14 protein-coding genes are annotated in these 17,102 nt (G+C 58.3%); 7 read left to right on the top strand and 7 right to left on the bottom strand.

Features of this window, described 5'->3' with window-relative positions:
* The first annotated feature begins 163 nt into the window (after nt 1-163).
* From celB to ACE38U_RS16215, 3 genes are read left to right on the top strand one after another with little or no spacing between them, the layout of a single operon-like run.
* Complete coding sequence (gene celB / locus ACE38U_RS16225; RefSeq protein WP_375530132.1) at nt 164-1,471, top strand: PTS cellobiose transporter subunit IIC; 1,308 nt, start codon at nt 164-166, stop codon at nt 1,469-1,471.
* A gap of 6 nt (nt 1,472-1,477) precedes the next feature.
* Complete coding sequence (locus tag ACE38U_RS16220; RefSeq protein ID WP_176983031.1) at nt 1,478-2,446, top strand: glycosylasparaginase; 969 nt, start codon at nt 1,478-1,480, stop codon at nt 2,444-2,446.
* Nucleotides 2,443-3,885 (top strand): leucyl aminopeptidase, encoded by a 1,443-nt coding sequence (locus tag ACE38U_RS16215; protein WP_375530131.1) that lies wholly within the window; start codon nt 2,443-2,445, stop codon nt 3,883-3,885. The genes ACE38U_RS16220 and ACE38U_RS16215 overlap by 4 nt, the downstream gene beginning before the upstream one ends.
* A gap of 33 nt (nt 3,886-3,918) precedes the next feature.
* Here the strand turns inward: ACE38U_RS16215 and ACE38U_RS16210 are convergent, their stop codons facing one another.
* Nucleotides 3,919-4,752, bottom strand: a complete 834-nt coding sequence (locus tag ACE38U_RS16210; RefSeq protein WP_375530130.1) for a helix-turn-helix domain-containing protein — start codon at nt 4,750-4,752, stop codon at nt 3,919-3,921.
* Nucleotides 4,753-5,113: 361 nt separating this feature from the next.
* Between ACE38U_RS16210 and ybiJ the strand changes: the two genes are divergently transcribed.
* On the top strand, nt 5,114-5,374 hold the full coding sequence (gene ybiJ, locus ACE38U_RS16205) for a DUF1471 family protein YbiJ (protein ID WP_038474271.1): 261 nt from the start codon (nt 5,114-5,116) through the stop codon (nt 5,372-5,374).
* 130 nt (nt 5,375-5,504) lie between these two features.
* On the opposite strand, the gene ybiB is transcribed toward ybiJ, so the two are convergent.
* The 4 genes from ybiB to ACE38U_RS16185 all read right to left on the bottom strand — a co-directional run bounded on the left by ybiB (nt 5,505) and on the right by ACE38U_RS16185 (nt 10,530).
* Entirely contained in the window at nt 5,505-6,473 is a 969-nt protein-coding gene (gene ybiB, locus ACE38U_RS16200) for a DNA-binding protein YbiB (protein WP_176983034.1), read from the bottom strand.
* Nucleotides 6,474-6,487: 14 nt separating this feature from the next.
* Nucleotides 6,488-8,647, bottom strand: a complete 2,160-nt coding sequence (gene dinG, locus ACE38U_RS16195) for an ATP-dependent DNA helicase DinG (RefSeq protein ID WP_038474276.1) — start codon at nt 8,645-8,647, stop codon at nt 6,488-6,490.
* A 138-nt stretch (nt 8,648-8,785) separates the two neighbouring features.
* A complete protein-coding gene (locus ACE38U_RS16190; protein WP_375530129.1) occupies nt 8,786-9,184 on the bottom strand; it encodes a CesT family type III secretion system chaperone in 399 nt (132 codons plus the stop codon).
* A gap of 2 nt (nt 9,185-9,186) precedes the next feature.
* Nucleotides 9,187-10,530: a hypothetical protein gene (locus ACE38U_RS16185; RefSeq protein WP_375530128.1), complete on the bottom strand. Its 1,344-nt coding sequence runs from the start codon at nt 10,528-10,530 to the stop codon at nt 9,187-9,189.
* A gap of 275 nt (nt 10,531-10,805) precedes the next feature.
* Here ACE38U_RS16185 and ACE38U_RS16180 point away from each other — a divergent pair, with 275 nt between their 5' ends.
* A complete protein-coding gene (locus ACE38U_RS16180) occupies nt 10,806-11,438 on the top strand; it encodes a response regulator (RefSeq protein ID WP_038482821.1) in 633 nt (210 codons plus the stop codon).
* Here the strand turns inward: ACE38U_RS16180 and ACE38U_RS16175 are convergent.
* Together ACE38U_RS16175 and ACE38U_RS16170 are read right to left on the bottom strand one after the other, a co-directional pair.
* Complete coding sequence (locus ACE38U_RS16175) at nt 11,416-12,891, bottom strand: sensor histidine kinase (protein ID WP_038474283.1); 1,476 nt, start codon at nt 12,889-12,891, stop codon at nt 11,416-11,418. The genes ACE38U_RS16180 and ACE38U_RS16175 overlap by 23 nt on opposite strands.
* A 45-nt stretch (nt 12,892-12,936) precedes the next feature.
* The gene (locus tag ACE38U_RS16170) at nt 12,937-13,530 is read right to left on the bottom strand and encodes an RNA polymerase sigma factor (protein WP_038474286.1); all 594 of its coding nucleotides are present in this window, start codon (nt 13,528-13,530) and stop codon (nt 12,937-12,939) included.
* 264 nt (nt 13,531-13,794) lie between these two features.
* Between ACE38U_RS16170 and sctW the strand changes: the two genes are divergently transcribed.
* Nucleotides 13,795-14,970 carry a type III secretion system gatekeeper subunit SctW gene (sctW, locus tag ACE38U_RS16165; RefSeq protein ID WP_375530127.1) on the top strand — a complete coding sequence of 392 codons (1,176 nt, stop codon included), beginning with the start codon at nt 13,795-13,797 and terminating at the stop codon, nt 14,968-14,970.
* A 27-nt stretch (nt 14,971-14,997) separates the two neighbouring features.
* The gene (gene sctV, locus ACE38U_RS16160; protein ID WP_375530126.1) at nt 14,998-17,094 is read left to right on the top strand and encodes a type III secretion system export apparatus subunit SctV; all 2,097 of its coding nucleotides are present in this window, start codon (nt 14,998-15,000) and stop codon (nt 17,092-17,094) included.
* The last annotated feature ends 8 nt before the right edge of the window (nt 17,095-17,102 follow it).

Here is a 17,102-nt window from a genome sequence, read left to right as displayed (position 1 = left end):
CTTTGCAGGGCATTTTCATTTCTCCGCCACGAAAAAAAATTTAAGCAATCATATGATACTTATATGGCTCATCTGTGAATTAACTCACTTTATTAGCGCCGAACAATCACTAAGGTAATGGCACACAAGAATTGTCTCTTGTGATTACTTTCGGAGCGGTAAAATGAAAAACCTGATGGCCGCATTAGAAGCCCGGCTGATGCCTCTGGCCGCCAAAATGGCGCAGCAGCGCCACCTCGGTGCCATTCGCGACGCCTATATCTCGTTCATGCCGTTTATTATCGTGGGCTCGATTCTGCTGGTTATCTCGTCGTTCCCGAGCACCCACTACCAGCAGTTTATGGCCTCTATTTTTGGCGAGGGCTGGTCAGCCACCGTTGAAATCCCTTTTAACGCCATCTTCTCAACGATGGCGGTCTTTATCAGCTTTCTGGTGGCCTACCGGCTGGCAGAGCGCTACGACATCGACAGAATGTCCTCCGGCATTTTGTCCCTCTCCTGCTTCCTGATCCTCACGCCTTTTGCCAAACATCCGGACGTCGGCAACCTGATCCCAATGGAATGGCTGGGCTCAAAGGGGCTGTTTGTCGCGATGCTGGGGGCGCTGGCGAGTACGGAGCTGTTTGCCTGGATGCTGCGCCAGAACTGGGTCATCAAAATGCCGGACGGCGTCCCTCCGGCGGTGCAAAAATCTTTCGCGGCGCTTATCCCGTCGCTGCTAATTCTGATTATTGCCCTGGCGGTTCGCGTGCTGTTCGCAAAAACCGGCTATCACACCATTCATCAGTTCGTCTATGAAGTGCTGGCGACGCCTATCCGCCACTTCGGCACCTCTTACATCGGCGCACTGTTTACCTGCTTCAGTATTACCAGCCTGTGGTCGGTAGGCATTAACTCCGGCTCGATGGTCAACGGCATCCTTCGTCCCTTCTGGATGGAAAACCAGATGGACAACCTGGCCGCCACGCAGGCCGGCATGCCGCCGCCGCACGTGGTGACCGAGCAATTTTACGACATGATCTGGATGGGCGGCGCAGGGGCAACATTGTCTCTGGTGATTGCTATGCTGCTGTTCGCCCGCAGCCAGCACATCAAAAATGTCTCACGGTTGGCCGTCGGCTCCTCCATTTTCAACATTAACGAGCCGGTGCTGTTTGGCCTGCCGGTCATCATGAACCCCGTCATGCTGATCCCCTTTAACCTTGTGCCGCTGGTGCTGGTCACGGTGCAGTACATCGCCATGTCCATTGGCATGGTGGCCACCACCACCGGGGTGTACATCCCCTGGACGCTGCCGCCGGTCTTGAGCGGATTTATCGTCACCGGGCACCTGAGCGGCGCGGTTATCCAACTGATTAACCTGTGCATCGGGGCGCTGATATACCTGCCGTTCCTGAAGGTCGTTGACCGGCAGTACCGGGCCAGTGAATCACCGGCACAGGTGACTGAAAGCAAACCCGCCACGGAGTAGTTAAACATGACGTTATCAGCAAACTGGGGAACGATCGCCACCTGGCGTATGGCATGGGAAGGCGTTGGTGAAGCCGCCGAACGGCTGCAGCAAGGCGGTTCGGCCAGCGACGCCGTGGTGCATGCGGTCAAATGCGTAGAAGATTATCCATTCTATAAATCGGTCGGCTTCGGCGGCCTGCCCAATGAAAAGGGTGAAGTCGAGCTGGACGCCGCCTTTATGGACGGCACCAGCCTCGCGCTCGGCGCCGTCGCCGGGGTAAGGAATATCGCTAACCCGATCCTGGTCGCCAGGGCCCTCAGCGAAGAGCGTTTTAACAGTTTTATGGTGGGCCAGGGAGCCGAAGCGTGGGCAAAAGATCGAGGTTTTGAAAGCAAAACGATGCTGACCGAGCGGGCGCACAATCATTACCTCAAGCGCAAGCGTGAAACCCTCGATCGCGGGCTAAGCCCCTACACCGGGCACGACACCGTGGGCGTGATCGCGCTCGACGGCCAACAAAAAATGTCGGTCGCCACCTCTACCAGCGGCCTGTTTATGAAGCGCCCTGGCCGCGTAGGCGACTCACCGGTATCCGGCTCCGGCTTCTACGCCGACAGTGAAGTCGGCGCCGCCACCGCCACCGGCCTCGGCGAAGATCTGATGAAAGGCTGTATCAGCTACGAGATTGTCAGCCGCATGGCGCGCGGCATGTCACCGCAGCGGGCGGCCGAGTCTGCGGTTTATGACCTGGAGGCCAAACTGATTTCCCGCTACGGTCGTGCCGGCGACCTGTCCGTCGTCTGTATGAACAACCGGGGCGAATACGGCGCGGCCACCACCATCGACAACTTCTCTTTCTCTGTCGCCACGCCAGCACAGCCTGCGCAGGTGTTTCTCACCGCCCGGGACGGCAACCGCACGGTCATCCGCCCGGCAGATAGCGAATGGCTGGACGCCTACCAACAGCGCATCACCGCGGAGGTTATCCAATGAAATGCCAGCTAGTTTCACCCGACGCTGCCTTTAACAGCGCTCATCTTATCTTGTGGAATACTTCCCTGAGCCGCTGGCCGAACGCGCTCCAGCCCCTGCTGGAAGAGATGTCTACCTATGATGAGCCGCAAACAACCGCCTTTGGCTTGCAGGGTATATGCGAGCGCCTGACGCTGCTGCCTTCTGCCGATGTCACCCAGCCAGTCGTGCTTCGCCAGCTGCTTTCTGCCGTTGAAATGCTGCTGCCGTCTCCCGTTTTGCAGCCCGTCGCGCTGGACCTTGCGGGCTTTAACCTGGCGGACGAAACCACGTTTGTGCGGCTGCGCACGCTGCTGATAGCCCTGCTCAACCGCTTCTATCAGCTGCCGCAGCTGGGCTATCGTCAGGACCAGCCGCCAGGCGACAGCGAACTGTGGCTGATAACCGAGCCCAACAACGCCCTGGCGCGCCGCCTGGCTGAACAGGCCGAGGCTATCGCTCAGGGAATGCAGCTTTCTCGCCAGCTGGCGGATTTGCCCGCGCTGGACTGCCGCCCGCAGGATGTGGCGCTGCAAGCAGAAGCCTGGGCCGCCCAGCATCCGCAAACCAGCTGTGAGATCCTCGACGAGCAGGCCATTTTTGACCACGGCCTCGGCTGCCTGCACGCCACGGGAAAAGGCAGCGTCAATCCGCCCCGGCTGGTTACGCTGCGCTGGCAGGGTGCCGGCGAACAAGACCCGGTTTATGCCCTGGTCGGGAAAGGGATTACCTTCGATACCGGCGGGATGTGGCTGAAGGAAGGCGAAGGCATGCGCACGATGAAGTACGACATGTGCGGCGCGGCGGTGGTGTTCGGCATGATGGAGACCGTGAAACGCCTGAACCTGCCCATCAACGTCGCGGCGGTCATGGCGCTGGCGGAAAACATGCCCGGCAGCACCGCGATGATGCCGGGTGACGTTGTGCGCTCTCACGCAGGAGCAAGCGTAGAAATTATTAATACCGACGCCGAAGGGCGACTGGTTCTCGCGGACGCGCTCAGCTATGCCGCGGAGCGTTTTAAGCCCGCCGAAATGATCGACGTCGCCACGCTGACCGGCGCGGTAGTCAAAGCGCTGGGTTACGACATTTCGGGGCTGATGAGCAACAACGAAGCGTTAAGCCAGCGCCTGCAGCAGGCGGGCAGCCTGACGCAGGATCGCGTCTGGCCTTTGCCGCTGGACGAAAGCTTTGACGGCCAGGTGAAGAGCGCCATTGCCGACTATACCAACACGCCGCCCAACAACGCCGCTATCGCGGTGTCTGCCGCGCAGTTTCTCAGCAAGTTTTGCCATCAACGCCCCTGGGCGCATCTCGACGTCAGCGGTACCGCGCTGTCGCGAGGGAAGTTCACCCAGGCCAGCGGCCGACCGGCACATTTGCTGACGCAGTATTTTCTGTCGCTGTGTGAGGGGAAATAGCGTTTCATTAATATGAAGCGCCCGAACGGGCGCTTAACGCCGGGGATGATTGAGCTTGAGCCACGCTTCCGGCGTGAGGTTTTTCAGCCGGCTGCGGATGATCCTCTTATTCAACAGGTCTTCGAACTCCAGCAGCACGGCCCCTAACCCCAGACGCTTATCAAAGCGCTCGCCGTTCAACAGCCCATCCAGCTGCTGGTGATAATTGCCCTGCCCGGCTTTTTCGAGCCAGCTTTCCTGCGGGGCCGTATATAAAGGAACGCCAAGTGCCTCAGCGAGATTCCGGGTGAACACGCACGGTTTCGCCGTTAACGAAAGCAGGGGCAGCGAAAGCCCTTCGCGTAAAAATCCCACCAGCGGCTCAGGCATAGCCTCGCTGCCGCGCTCCCGAAGCGCAACGGCCATATAGCCGGAAACGCGGTCGCTGAACACCAGCAGCTCGCCCTGCTTGTGGCTAATGATTTCCGGCAGCGGGAAGGCATCCAGCACAAAATGGCCCGGAGTCTGCTTGAGATCCGGCTTACTCATGCGGGACTGCTGCCAGTTTTGCAGCATGCGGCTGACGCTGGCGCGCGAAATCCCCTGCTGAATCAGCAAGCGCGCGGCTTCAAGAAGCTCGTCCAGGGAAAGCGCGAGGCGCAGGCGTAGAAACACCAGCATCGACTCCTGCTCGTGGCTTAACGCACGATGAATCGTATTGGGCCGATGAGACTTGTCGTAGCAGTCGTCGCGCATGCGCCAGCGACGGACGGTATCGACCGAAATGTTCAGCTCATCCGCCAGCTCGCCGTCCGTTTTTTCGGACTCCTGAATGTACTTACGCGTACGCGGCGTTGTTGTGGCGTTGGAGTGCAGCTTTATCTCCATCGAACCTCATCCATCGGGTTGAAAAGGAAAGACAACATTATAAAAGCTTCCCCGGCAGGTTACTGCGCAAAAAATCAAAGTCATCCCAAAAAGCGTGCGCAAGCGATTGCACATCAGGTACGACCAGCACTAACAAAAAGAGTAGCAAAATGTGCGCAAACTAAGTGTTTCCAGGGTTAACGTCACGCAGCGAAACTATTTACCTCGTAATCACTACTTATTTCAACAGGTTATAACTAATTCAATTTTTTTGATTAAGGTCGTCAATTCTCTTCGATTTATTCTTCCACTAAAAAGTGTGACCATAATCACATCGACGGAACAACGTCACCTTAACAGAACAACCTGCGAGAATTTAGCCATGAAAACCATCAAATATGCTGTAGCTGCAATTGCTCTTTCAACTCTGTCTTTCGGTGCTTTCGCTGCCCAATCCGTGAACGAAGCACAGACACAGAACCTGAATAAAATTGGTGTTGTTTCCGCAACTGGCGCAACGACCCTGGATGGCCTGGAAGCAAAACTGGCGGCTAAAGCAGAAGCAGCAGGCGCAAGCTCTTACGCGATTACCTCTGCCAACACCGAAGGTCAAATGAGCGGCACCGCGGTTATCTACAAATAATCACGCGCTCAGGCATTACCCTCATTGAGGCCGGTACCCTCATCGGCCTTGATAGCACTACCCTTGTTTAACCCTGATGTTACCCTTGTTTGCCCGCGATGCCTGTCGCGGGCTTTTTTTTGTTTGTCGTTCAGAAAACTTCAGCAACACGCGCCAGGCCAGCCTCAAGCGTGGCCACTTCGCCGGTGGCCAGCAGGCAGCAGGCCATCTGAATTTTCAGCGACTGCGGCACCGGCTCAACGCCCGCCACGCAGCGCTCAATCCAGCGTGCGGTCACGGCAGGATCTTTGCCCGACGGCAGCACAACGGCCTCGCCGTCGACGTCGGTCTGCCGCTCGCTGACCACGCGGGTTCCCTTGTCATCAATCAGCGTAATCTGCGGGCAACGCTGCGGATTGGCGTACACCTCGCCCTCGGTACCGTGCATTAACAGCCCACGGCCGCCGATATCGGCAAAGAACTTCGCCACCTTTGGCACGTATTCCGGATGAGAAACGCTGGCCAGACGCAGCGCGGCATCTTCGGCAAACGGCGTGGCCAGCTTCGCCAGCGTATGCGCGCTGTTACGCACGCCCATGCGCCAGCGCATCGCCAGTTGGGTTTCCATCGGCGGGCAAAGCGCGCTAATTGGCAGGTAGACGGGATGATGAGACTCAAGCTTCGCCTGCGCCTGTCCGGCGTAGCGCGTTGGTTCAATGCCCAGCAGCGTAAAAATGGTTTCCGTTAACACCCGGGTTGGGTCTTCGCTCACGCCGTGGACCACCACGGGGTAACCCAGCTTGTTGAGCAAAAGCGCCAGCAGCGGCGTGAGGTTCGCCTGCTTGCGGGCGCCGTTATAGGAAGGGATGACAATCGGCATCGGTTTACCCGGCGGCGGGGTTAGCGCAATAACGTGCTGCTTCATTGCCTCATAAAAACCGAGCATCTCCGCTTCGCCTTCGCCCTTGATACGCAGGGCAATCAGCACGCCGCCCAGCTCCAGGTCAGGCACTTCGCCCTTCAGCATATGGCTATACAATCCGCGCGCGGTATCAAAATCGAGATCTCTGGCGTGGTTTTTCCCCCGGCCAATTTCTTTAATGATTTTGCGATAGTCCATTCAGACTCTCCTTGCTATTTCTTGCTCACACGTTTGCGCCGTACAGTGTGTTTCGGCGTCGTTATTATCACTTTTGCTTCCGGCGCTTCGGGCTGTTCAATCGGGAACACCGGCAGCGCGGCCAGCAGGCGCTCGCCGTAGCGTTTACTCAGCAGGCGGCGGTCGTAAATGACTATTTCACCATAGCAGGCGTGACTGCGAATTAAACGTCCAACTTGTTGGATCAGGTTAAAAGAGGCGCTGGGCAAACTCTGCACCTCGAAAGGATAGCGGTTAAGGCTTTTCAGCCACTCCCCTTCGGTGACGACCACCGGGCTGTCTACCGGCGGGAAGGCGATTTTATGGATATGGACCTGGGTCAGCAGCTCGCCTTTCAGATCCAGCCCTTCGGCGAAAGATTGCAGGCCGATAAGCACGCTGGTTTCCCCGGCCTCAACGCGCTTGCGGTGCAGCTCCACCAGCCGGTAGCGAGGCTGATCGCCCTGCACCAACAGCATCAGCCGCAGGTCGGTGACATGGGTTAAAAACTGCTGCATCGCCCGGCCGCTGGCAAACAGCACCAGCATCGCTTTGTGCTCGCCCAGTGCCAGCTGCGCACGGAAGAACGCCGCCATCTCGGCAATATGCTGCGCCTCGTGCTCCATCAGTGGCTCAACGCGCATCTTCGGAATCACGATTTTACCCTGCTCGATATGGTTAAACGGCGAGTCCAGATGGATAAAGCGGTCGCCCGCTTTCTCACGCAGCCCGCTCATTTCCTGCAGGCGGTCAAAACGGTTTAGCGAACGCAGCGTGGCAGAGGTGACTATCACGTGCGGCACCTTGCGCCAGAGCATTTTCTCCAGCTGATCGCTAACGCGGATGCCCACGCAGTGGAAGAAAAGATGCGGCTGCCCCTCACGGATTTCACGCGTGACCCACTTCGACACCGGCGCGCCGGAGGCCTGCTCCATCGCCGCCAGCTTCCACAGTTTGCTCTGCGCTTCAAAGAAGCCTAGCGCCCTGTTCATCTGCAGCAGCGCCCGGTGCAGGCGCACGATGTCATGGCTGGCAGTTTTTTCGCTCAGATCGTTCAGCAGCGCTTCTGAGAGACTACGCAGCGCCTCCATCAGCTTTGCCAGCCGCTGGCAAATGACCATCACCTCTTCGGGCAGCACGCCCATCTCAAAGCGGTGCTCCCCTTCCCGCTCGCCCGGCAGCCACAGGCCGACGATAGCGTGAAACGACTGCAGCAGCTCGTAAACTTCATCGCAATGGTTGGTCAAACGTTCAGGAGAGGTCAGCGGCGGCGGGCTTTTGGGCCGGAACTGCGCCATGCAGGTTTCCACCAGCTTGCTGAACAGGTCCAGCTGCAGGCGGCTGTAGCCCGGCGTGACCTCGGCGCTCATCTCCAGCGCGTCGCGAGCCACGTCGGCAAGGTGATGCCCTTCGTCCAGCACCAGCAGCAGGTTTTTCGCTTCCGGCAGCACCGCATCGCTTTCCAGCGCCGCCATCACCAGCGCATGGTTGGCGACCACCACTTCCGCCTCGTCGATTTCGCGGCGGGCCACAAAGAACGGGCACTCTTTATACCAGTGGCAGTTCCGCCCCAGGCAGCTGGCTTTATCGGTGCTTAGCCGCCGCCAGAGGTCATCCTCGATGGCCTCGTCGGTATGGTCGCGCAGCCCGTCCCATTTATAGCCGTCGAGGCTGGCTTTGAGTTTGGCGCAGCGCTGCTGCTCGGCTTTGCTGGTCGGTGCCATCTCATCATCGAGAAAGGCCAGCAAATCGCCCTGGGTAAAGTTGTCGGTTGCCAGCGCGGCCAGGTTACGCGGGCAGACGTAACGCCCACGGCCAAAGGCGGCGGTAAATTTCAGGTCAGGAATGATTTTGCGCAACAGCGGCAGGTCTTTGCTGTAAATCTGATCCTGCAACGCAACGTTGGCGGTGCTGACCACCAGCGTTTTTTGGTCTCCCCTGGCGATGGCAATGCCGGGAATCAGGTAAGAGAGGGTTTTGCCGACGCCGGTCGGTGCTTCGATAGCCAGATGCCGCCCTTCCTCACCGGCGAGGGTCTTCGCCACCTCGGCGATCATCTGCCGCTGAGGCGCTCGCGGAATAAAGTCCGGGATCTGCTGCTGTAGCGCCTTATACCAGGCACCGATTTGCGCTTTTTGCGCCGACGACAAAGCCATAACATCACTTCTACTGTATAAACAGCCACTATTGTTTCACTTTTACTCCCCTGACAGTAGCGTTTTTTCCTCTTCTGCGAAGCTCATTGCGGAAAACGTTTTAACCGCACTCCGGCGGCTAAAACGTGAGGGTGATTTTTATACGAGCCAGGCGGCCAGCTTTTCGGCCTGCAGGGCAAAGCGGTTAAACAGCCGCTTTAACACTTCCGGCTCGAGCTGGTGAAACGGCAGGCTGCTCCACTGCACGACCTGCTGTTGTTCAGGCAGCAGCCCGGTGAGCACCGGCGGGTAATCCATTCCCAGCAGGTTTGCCTGCAGCAGCACCGAGAGGGTTTCGGTGTCACTCAGCCGGGTTGGCCGCACGGGCAAAATACAGCTCAGCAGCAGGTGCCCCACCGGGGACTCGCTGATCTCCAGCGTTAAGCCCTCGGCAAGCTCTACGGAATAGCCTTCGGCGTTCTCCAGCTCGGCTTTTTGGCCGAGATCATCGGCCAGCAGCGGCTGTAAAATTTGCGCTAGTTTTGAAGGTGCGGGCATCGTTAGTTACCTAAAATTCGCCGGAAAGCGGCGGTCACGGAGTTAGAACGAGGCCGCGTTCGGGCCGGGGCTGGCGCGGTGCCGTAAACGTCGGGTGGAATCACCGGCGGCTCGCGGTAGACCGGTCGGCTATTCATGCCGTGCACAGGCGCGTGGGCATGCATCGGCGGCGGTCCGTAGCTGTAAACCGGTGCCGCAGCGGGTGGCGGCCCGTAATGAAAAGCAGGCCCGGAAGCCGGAAGCGGGATGGTGCTGTACATATTTCCCGGTGCCGGTGGCGGCGGTGCGTAAATCGGCATTGGTGCCGGACGAACATCGATGGAGTTTGCCCGCCGACGAGGCGCTGCGGGCGGTACCGCATTTGATGCCGTTCGTGGGCGGCGGCCGCGAGAGGATGATTCTGCGGCAAAGGACTCCGTGCGCTGACGAGGACGATCGTTACTGCTGAACGTCGGGGCCGGGGCCCCACGCTGCTGCGCCTCAGCGGCAGCCTGGGGTCCGCTCATACGGGAACGTAGCTGCCCCGCGGACAACGACTGGTCAAAATGCTGCACCACGCCACGGCTGTCGCTGCCGTCATACTGAATACCCAGATTGTTGGAGGCGTGGCGCTGCACGTATCCCGGCCCGGCGGCCACTGAGTCACGCAGCTGTTCCGGACTGAGCTTCGCAAGTTTTGGCGCCGCCTTGCGGAACGCTTTGTCCACTTCCGCCTGCGTCGCTTTCTCGCCACGCAGCAGCTTCTCGCGGACATCATCATCCCTGTAGCCAGGCTGGAACGTTTGCAATACGTGGAAACTATCGCCGAATTTCGCGTCCTCCAGCCTCATGGCGCGGCCAAACTCCGGCCAGGGATCGGACACAATGGACTTCCCGTCTACGCGCGGATCGCCAATGATCACAAAGGCATGGTCTACGTCGCGGTTATGCACCACGGAAACCGGCTGTTTGACGCGAGAGTTAGCCAGCAATAGCGCATTCACCGCCGCCATTTCACCGCAGTTACCCGCACGAAACTTAGAAGCCTCCCAGGCTCGCACGGTGTAGTCCCCATTGCCCGTTCCCTTCTGCGCCAGCAGCGTTCGCTTATAGGATTCACCCATCGTGGCGCGAACATGGTTCTTTTGGTTGCCCGACCCCATGTCCAGAATGCGCCAGGTATCATCTATCGCTTTATTGGCGTAATAGAGCGCATCCGCCCGGCGCGACGACACCTTCACGGTGCAGTCGAAGTGCTGAGGATTGTTAGGCTCCAGCGCGATGCGCATGGATACCCGTCGGTTTGAGTTACCGCTTATCAGGCCAGGATCGACCCGCAAGCTGGTATCAACGCTGTTCAACGGCATGATATCTCCCCACTTTAGTTGTTGAGTCAAAAGGTTAAGTGGGAAGAGCGGCGCGCTGGTTCCTGAGCGCAGCAAAATCGTTGCGCCATCGCGCCCGGCACGGGACGCGTGGGCAACTTGTAACAAGCTGCAACCTTTATCGCCCCCGGCAGAGCTAGATTCGCCGCGGCGAGGCTGCTATGTTCATTTATCACGCGTCTTTGCAATTCGTGCGCGATAATTATTTTTATAAAAAAGAACAATTTAATAACTATAAATTATGGATGACAGACGGTATGGCAATCAGACTCCTCCTCGCGGACGATCACATTTTGATGCGCGAGGGCCTGAAACAAATTTTTTCACTGGATAAGAAAATTAAAGTGGTGGCGGAAGCCGGCTGTGGCAAAACGGTGCTCTCGCTGCTGACGGAAATCGATGTTGATGTGCTGCTGCTGGATCTCTCCATGCCCGGCGAGTCCGGGCCGGAACTGGTGCAGCAAATCACCCGGCTGTGGCCGATGCTGCCGGTGCTGGTATTAAGCATGCACAACGAGCCGCAAATCGCCCAGATGGTCCTCGCCAGCGGTGCCCACGGCTTCATTACTAAAGATCAGGCCCCGCAAACGCTGCTGCACGCCATCCATCGCGTGGCCGCCCGCCAGCGCTATATCGACCCTTCGCTGGCGGAAGCCATCGTCTTTTCTACCCAGGAAAACGACCAGCTTCGCCGCTACGCCACGCTATCCCAGCGCGAAAAGCAGATCCTCCGTCTGCTGAGCAGCGGCGAAAATGTCAACGGCATAGCGGAGACGCTGAGCATCAGCAACAAAACGGTCAGCACCCATAAAACCCGCATGATGGAAAAAATGCAGTTCGACAACAACGCCGACATCATCAAGTTTGCTATTCGTTATCATAAACTTTAGCCGCGCCCGGCTGGGTATAAGGGATCTCGATATGCACGCAGCTCCCTTTACCCGGCGTGCTGTGGATGTTAAACGTCCAGCCCTTCATCATGCAGCGTTCCCGCATGCTCAGCAGCCCAAATGCCCCCTCGGACACCAGGCCCGGATCAAACCCCTGGCCGTCATCATTGATGCAAATAAGCACGACGTTGCCCCGGGTCAGCACCTTCACTTCCACTTCCCGCGCTTTCGCATGCCGCTGAACGTTGGTGAGCGACTCCTGCACTACGCGGAAAATCGCCGTCACCTCATCGTCACACAGCGACACCGGCAGCGGCTGAATGGTCAACGTACAGACCCCGGAGCGGAGCTTATTGAACTGGTCCCGCAGCCAGATAAGCGCGGGCTTCAGCCCCATATTCAGCACCGCCGGGCGCAATTGGGTGGCAATATCACGCACCACTTTAATGGTGCCATCCACCAGCTGAGTCAAAGGTTCGACTTCATGCTGGAGCGCGGGATGGTTCTGCCCCAGCAGGGAGATCCCTACCCGCAGTGAGGTAAGATGCTGCCCCAGCTCATCGTGAATTTCTCGCGCCATATGCTTGCGTTCGTTTTCGACGCTGCTTTGCATCTTCTGGGTCATCTGCCTCAGCTGTTCGTGGGTCTGGCGCACCTGCTGTTCGGCAAAATATTGCCGGGAGGCCGGACGAGCGATCACCAGCACGGATTTCAGCGTCTGCTGCGGCGTGAACTCAGGAATAAAACGCGCCTGATAAATCCTCCCTATCCGTGAGTCGGAGCGCACGCCATGCAGCACGGCCTCCAGCTGAATGTGCTTGCGCAGCACCAGCTGCAGCGACCAGTTGATCTGCTCCATCAGGGTCGAGTCGCCGATGAGCGAATTCATTTTCAGGCCGATAGCCGCCGCGCTCCTGGGCATACACTGCAGCGCCGTTTCGTTGGCATAGAGCAGCCTTTGCTCGCTGTCCACGCGCAAAATAGCATCGGGCACGTTATCCAGAATGTCGCGAAGTTCGTTTTCTCGGTCGTAGTAAAAACGATGAATGTCGTTGCGGTAGCGGGTATCGCACACCACCATCATCACCCAGTTCTGCCCCTGGAACGCAAAGCGACTCGGGCAAACTTCCACCGGAATCACCAGATCGGGCGAGGCGTGAAAGCGGGCGTTGATTTTATCGCCGTACAGCGAATGCTCCGGCTGCTCCAGCTGCTGCTCCACCACCGCGAGCAGCGGCAGATCGCCGTAGCCCCGCAGGCGGGTGAAAATATTTTCGCCTGAAAGACGCCCTTCATTTGCCGGCAGGCAAACGCTGAGCGCCTTATGATTGGCAAAAACAATAGTGAAATCCCTGTCAACGATGAAAACCAGCTCGCGCATACTGTTGAAAGCGGCGCCCAGCAAATCCGGAGAGTCATTGGGCCGTGGATGCGGCCCGCCGTCTTGTTTCATAGGGTATTATTCTTCTCGTTCAGGGGATAACGAAGCGAACGTGGCTCAGTTCAGGCTATCCCACCCCAGATCCTGTTTTAAGGACTGCCGGAGACGGGAAAGACGTGAGCGAACGGTGCCGATCGGAATGGTCATCCGGTCGGCCGCTTCCTGGTAACTGATGTCATTATCGACGATCAGTTGTAATAATTGTTGATAATCTTCAGGGAGTTGCGAAATTCTCTGCAACACTTTCGCCAGGATATCCTTGCCCTCTGTCACCCCTTCTGGCTGCTCCGAATGCAGCAGCGTCCCGAGCACGTCGTCATTTAGCTCATCGTGCAGGTAGCTCACTTTGACGGATTTGTAGTGGTTCTTCACCAGGTTTACCGCAATCCCAAACATCCAGGTTTCCGGGCGCGATGAGCCGCAAAACTTGTGCTTATTGCGAATCACCTCATACCAGGTGTTCTGCACCAGATCTTCTATATCGGCAAAGTTTGCCACGCGTTTACGAATAAAATTATACAGACGCTGCTCGTTGTCGCGCATTACTCGCTCCCAGTTAACCACCGGAAACTCGCCCTGCACAACGTTGGGCTCAAAAGTCGGCTGCACTTGCGGAAAGACCTGTGATTCGAAATCAAACATGGCTGACATGGTGAACACCTTTTTAGTGAATAGATTCAGGAGTTCGTCCTATAGCAAGCGCCATGCCAGCGAAATAAACCAACATAACAATATGATTTTATTAATTTAAAATTTTAAACTCGGAATAATATGAGTAAAAACACACACAGCCTGAAAGCCGGTTTGTGCAACTTCTTACACAGCCCTCGAGAGCGGAAATTATTTTATTTGCGGGGGAACCTCCCCAGGCCTTAACCCACACACAGACAGGCGAATCGGGTAAGGCACAACGCAATGAACATGAGAATCCCCCAGCACCATCACCACCATAATCTGCGTCTTGAAACCGAACAGGCGGACGCGCTGGTCGATGAGCTAATCAGCGACACGAACAGTGATAAAAGCGCGGCGAGCAGCTCATCGTCAGCCCCTCGCGCTGCGCCCGCGCCTCAGCGGCCCGGTGCGGCGCAAGAGTCGATGGCGTCAGCCTTTGCAGAAAGCATCGAGCAGAAAATCAAACATGAGGAGCAGCGCACGCAGGGTACCCAGCAGCGCCGCGTCTCGGTGGCGGCGATCAAGGTTACCCACCTTGTGGAGCTGGGCCGCCTGCTGGAAAGCCCGTCCGGGAAAGACCAGGCCGGGCAGGAATCCGCGTTTGAGCGGCTGCTGTCAGACTCGGACGGGAAAAATCCCACTCTTGAGGACCTGCTGGAACAGGCCAACAACGACCCGGCTTCGGCATTTGTCACCCTCAGCCTGATGGCGATGCGCCTGCGTAACGGCAGTAACCCTGCGCTGGCGGCGCACGTCGAACGCATGCTGGCCGAGCTCCAGCAGCAGCACCCGGAAAAAATTAACGCAGGGGTGAACACCGCCCCGGCGATTGCCGCCTTTAGCAGCGACCCGGGGCAGAAGCGCGAAATGCGCAAGCTTTACTACAGCGGCGTGATCAACCAGCAGTCCGCCGACAACATCATGGACGTGCTGCTGGACAAGTTTGGCGTCGAAGGCTTCGTGCCTGCGCTGCGAACGTTGCAGCGTGCGCTTTCGGATGATATCGCCGCCCTGGCCCCGTCAGCGCCACCAACGGCCCTGCGCCGCCTGCTTTCCGGGCTGAACGATACCCGCGCCATTACCCACACGCTGTCGGAAGTCGCGCAGTTCCTCGACCGCCTGAAGAGCAAGTACTCCCACGTCACGATGGGCGCCGACGTGATGACCCGCTCTTTGCTCAGCATGTGCCGCAACGGCTTCTACTCGCGCGACCTGACCCAGCTCGGACTGCAGGTTGTGGGCGAAAAACCGCTGCAGCAATCGCTCTTTTTCAACGGACTGCTGACGCTGCTTCAGGCGCTGCCGGAAAAAATCTGGGGCGGCAACGATGACACCCGCCACAACGCTCTGCTCCTGCTGCGCACCCTGAACGGCGAATACGCCGCGTGGGAAAAACGCAGCCAGCTGGCGCAGTAAACGGACTTCATCAGGATTGAAAAGACAATGAACACGCTGTTTAACCTTCTCAACCGCCTGGCGATTACCGCCATGCAACGCTCCGAAGTGGTGGGGGCTTTCATCGCGCTGGCGGTGGTGTTCATGCTGATCATCCCGCTGCCGCTGGGGCTGATTGACGTACTGATCGCGGTCAACATCAGCGTCTCGTGCCTGCTCATCATGACGGCGATGTACCTGCCCAAGCCGCTGGCATTCACCACCTTCCCGGCGGTGCTGCTGCTGACCACCATGTTCCGTCTCGGGCTGTCGATTTCCACCACGCGCCAAATCCTGCTGCAGCAAAACGCCGGGCACATCGTTACCGCCTTCGGCAACTTTGTGGTCGGTGGCAACCTGGCGGTCGGCCTGGTGGTGTTCCTGATCCTGACGGTGGTGAACTTCCTCGTGATCACCAAAGGCTCAGAGCGTATCGCCGAGGTGGCCGCCCGCTTTACCCTCGACGCCATGCCGGGCAAGCAGATGTCCATCGACAGCGACCTGCGGGCCGGGCTGATTAACGTTCAGCAGGCAAAGAGCAAGCGCGAGGATCTGGCGAAAGAGAGCCAGCTGTTCGGGGCGATGGACGGCGCCATGAAGTTCGTTAAAGGCGACGCCATAGCCGGCATCGTCATCCTCAGCATCAACATGGTCGGCGGCTTCTGCATTGGCGTGCTGCAGCTGGGCATGGCCGCCGGCGACGCCGCCAACGTTTACTCAATTCTGACCATCGGCGACGGCCTGATTGACCAGATCCCGGCGATGCTTATCTCCCTGACCGCCGGGATGATGATCACCCGCGTGTCGGCAAACGAGGACATCCCGGACAACAACATTGGCCGCGAGATAAGCGACCAGCTCACCAACCAGCCTAAAGCCTGGATAATGTCCGCCATCGGCATGTTCTGCTTCAGCCTGCTGCCTGGGATGCCGACGCTGGTGTTCATCGTGCTGGGGGTCATTGCCCTGAGTTCGGGGCTGTTCCAGCTATGGCGAGCCAGGCGCGCGGCGGCCACCAACACCGGCGGTGAAATTGTCGCCCCGGAAGCCAACGGCGAAGAGGATATTCGCACCTTCAACCCCAGCCGCCTGTTTGTGCTCAGCTTCTCGTCTGCCCGCGCCGGTGACCCGGCGGCGATGGCGCTTATCGAGGATATACGCCGCCTGCGCAACCGCATTGTGAACCAGTACGGCTTCACCCTGCCGGTGTTTAACATCGATTTTTCGCCGTACCAGCCCGACGATGAATTCCGTTTTCTGGTCTACGAAGTGCCTAAAGTGATTGGCACTTTTACGCCCAATAAGCGAGCGCTGGACTACCGCCTGCTGGCGCAGGAGGAAACCGGCACCGGGCTCAGCACCGAAACCTACCCACAGGAAAAAGGCTGGACGTGGCTGGAGGAAAACGACCCGCTGCTGGATAAATTCCAGATGGAGTCCTGGAGTTCACACCAGCTGCTGCTGGCCCGTATGGAAGAAGCCCTGTTTGCCAGCGGCCCGCGTTTCATCGGCCTGCAGGAAACCCGCGCCATTATCTCGTGGCTGGAGATGGACCTGCCGGAGCTGGCGCAGGAGTTCCAGCGCATCTTCCCGATAACCCGCCTGAGCGCGGTGCTACAGCGGCTGGTGGCCGAGCGTATTTCGCTGCGTTCGGTGCGCAGCATCACCGAATCGCTGATTGTTCACGGCCAGCACGAGCGGGATGTGGGCCTGCTGGTCGACCAGGTGCGAATCGATATTAAAGAACACATCTGCCACCAGTACAGCCACGGCGGCGGGATGCAGGTGTGGTTACTGACGCCGGAAACCGAAGAGATCCTGCGCGACAGCCTGCGCCAGACGCAGAACGAAACCTTCTTCGCCCTCAGCCAGGACAAACACGCCCTGCTGCTCGAACAGCTGCGGGAAGTGTTCCCGTTGTTCCAACGACAAACCAGCGTGCTGCTGTCTGCCCAGGACTTACGCAGCCCGCTGCGCCTGCTTATCCAGGACGAATTCCATCACGTCCCGGTGCTGTCCTTCGCCGAGCTGCAATTTAACCTGCCGGTCAACGTGCTGGGACGCATTGATATTCACGAGAACGCGCTTGACGCCTTCACTGCCTAAAGGGTGCT

Origin of the sequence: Cedecea selenatireducens (assembly GCF_042138895.1) — a bacterium.
Classification (GTDB): domain Bacteria; phylum Pseudomonadota; class Gammaproteobacteria; order Enterobacterales; family Enterobacteriaceae; genus Cedecea; species Cedecea selenatireducens.
The sequence above is the reverse complement of the archived record's forward strand: the minus strand, read 5'-3'. Positions and strand labels throughout refer to the sequence as shown.

Bases quoted from the DNA above. Each gene is read 5' to 3' on its own strand.
- sctW (WP_375530127.1), top strand. From the start codon at position 13,795: ATGAACATGAGAATCCCCCAGCACCATCACCACCATAATCTGCGTCTT.
- dinG (WP_038474276.1), bottom strand. From the start codon at position 8,647: ATGGCTTTGTCGTCGGCGCAAAAAGCGCAAATCGGTGCCTGGTATAAG.
- sctV (WP_375530126.1), top strand. From the start codon at position 14,998: ATGAACACGCTGTTTAACCTTCTCAACCGCCTGGCGATTACCGCCATG.
- ACE38U_RS16175 (WP_038474283.1), bottom strand. From the start codon at position 12,891: ATGAAACAAGACGGCGGGCCGCATCCACGGCCCAATGACTCTCCGGAT.
- ACE38U_RS16190 (WP_375530129.1), bottom strand. From the start codon at position 9,184: ATGCCCGCACCTTCAAAACTAGCGCAAATTTTACAGCCGCTGCTGGCC.
- ACE38U_RS16210 (WP_375530130.1), bottom strand. From the start codon at position 4,752: ATGGAGATAAAGCTGCACTCCAACGCCACAACAACGCCGCGTACGCGT.
- ACE38U_RS16220 (WP_176983031.1), top strand. From the start codon at position 1,478: ATGACGTTATCAGCAAACTGGGGAACGATCGCCACCTGGCGTATGGCA.
- ACE38U_RS16215 (WP_375530131.1), top strand. From the start codon at position 2,443: ATGAAATGCCAGCTAGTTTCACCCGACGCTGCCTTTAACAGCGCTCAT.
- ybiB (WP_176983034.1), bottom strand. From the start codon at position 6,473: ATGGACTATCGCAAAATCATTAAAGAAATTGGCCGGGGGAAAAACCAC.
- celB (WP_375530132.1), top strand. From the start codon at position 164: ATGAAAAACCTGATGGCCGCATTAGAAGCCCGGCTGATGCCTCTGGCC.
- ACE38U_RS16170 (WP_038474286.1), bottom strand. From the start codon at position 13,530: ATGTCAGCCATGTTTGATTTCGAATCACAGGTCTTTCCGCAAGTGCAG.
- ACE38U_RS16185 (WP_375530128.1), bottom strand. From the start codon at position 10,530: ATGCCGTTGAACAGCGTTGATACCAGCTTGCGGGTCGATCCTGGCCTG.
- ACE38U_RS16180 (WP_038482821.1), top strand. From the start codon at position 10,806: ATGGCAATCAGACTCCTCCTCGCGGACGATCACATTTTGATGCGCGAG.
- ybiJ (WP_038474271.1), top strand. From the start codon at position 5,114: ATGAAAACCATCAAATATGCTGTAGCTGCAATTGCTCTTTCAACTCTG.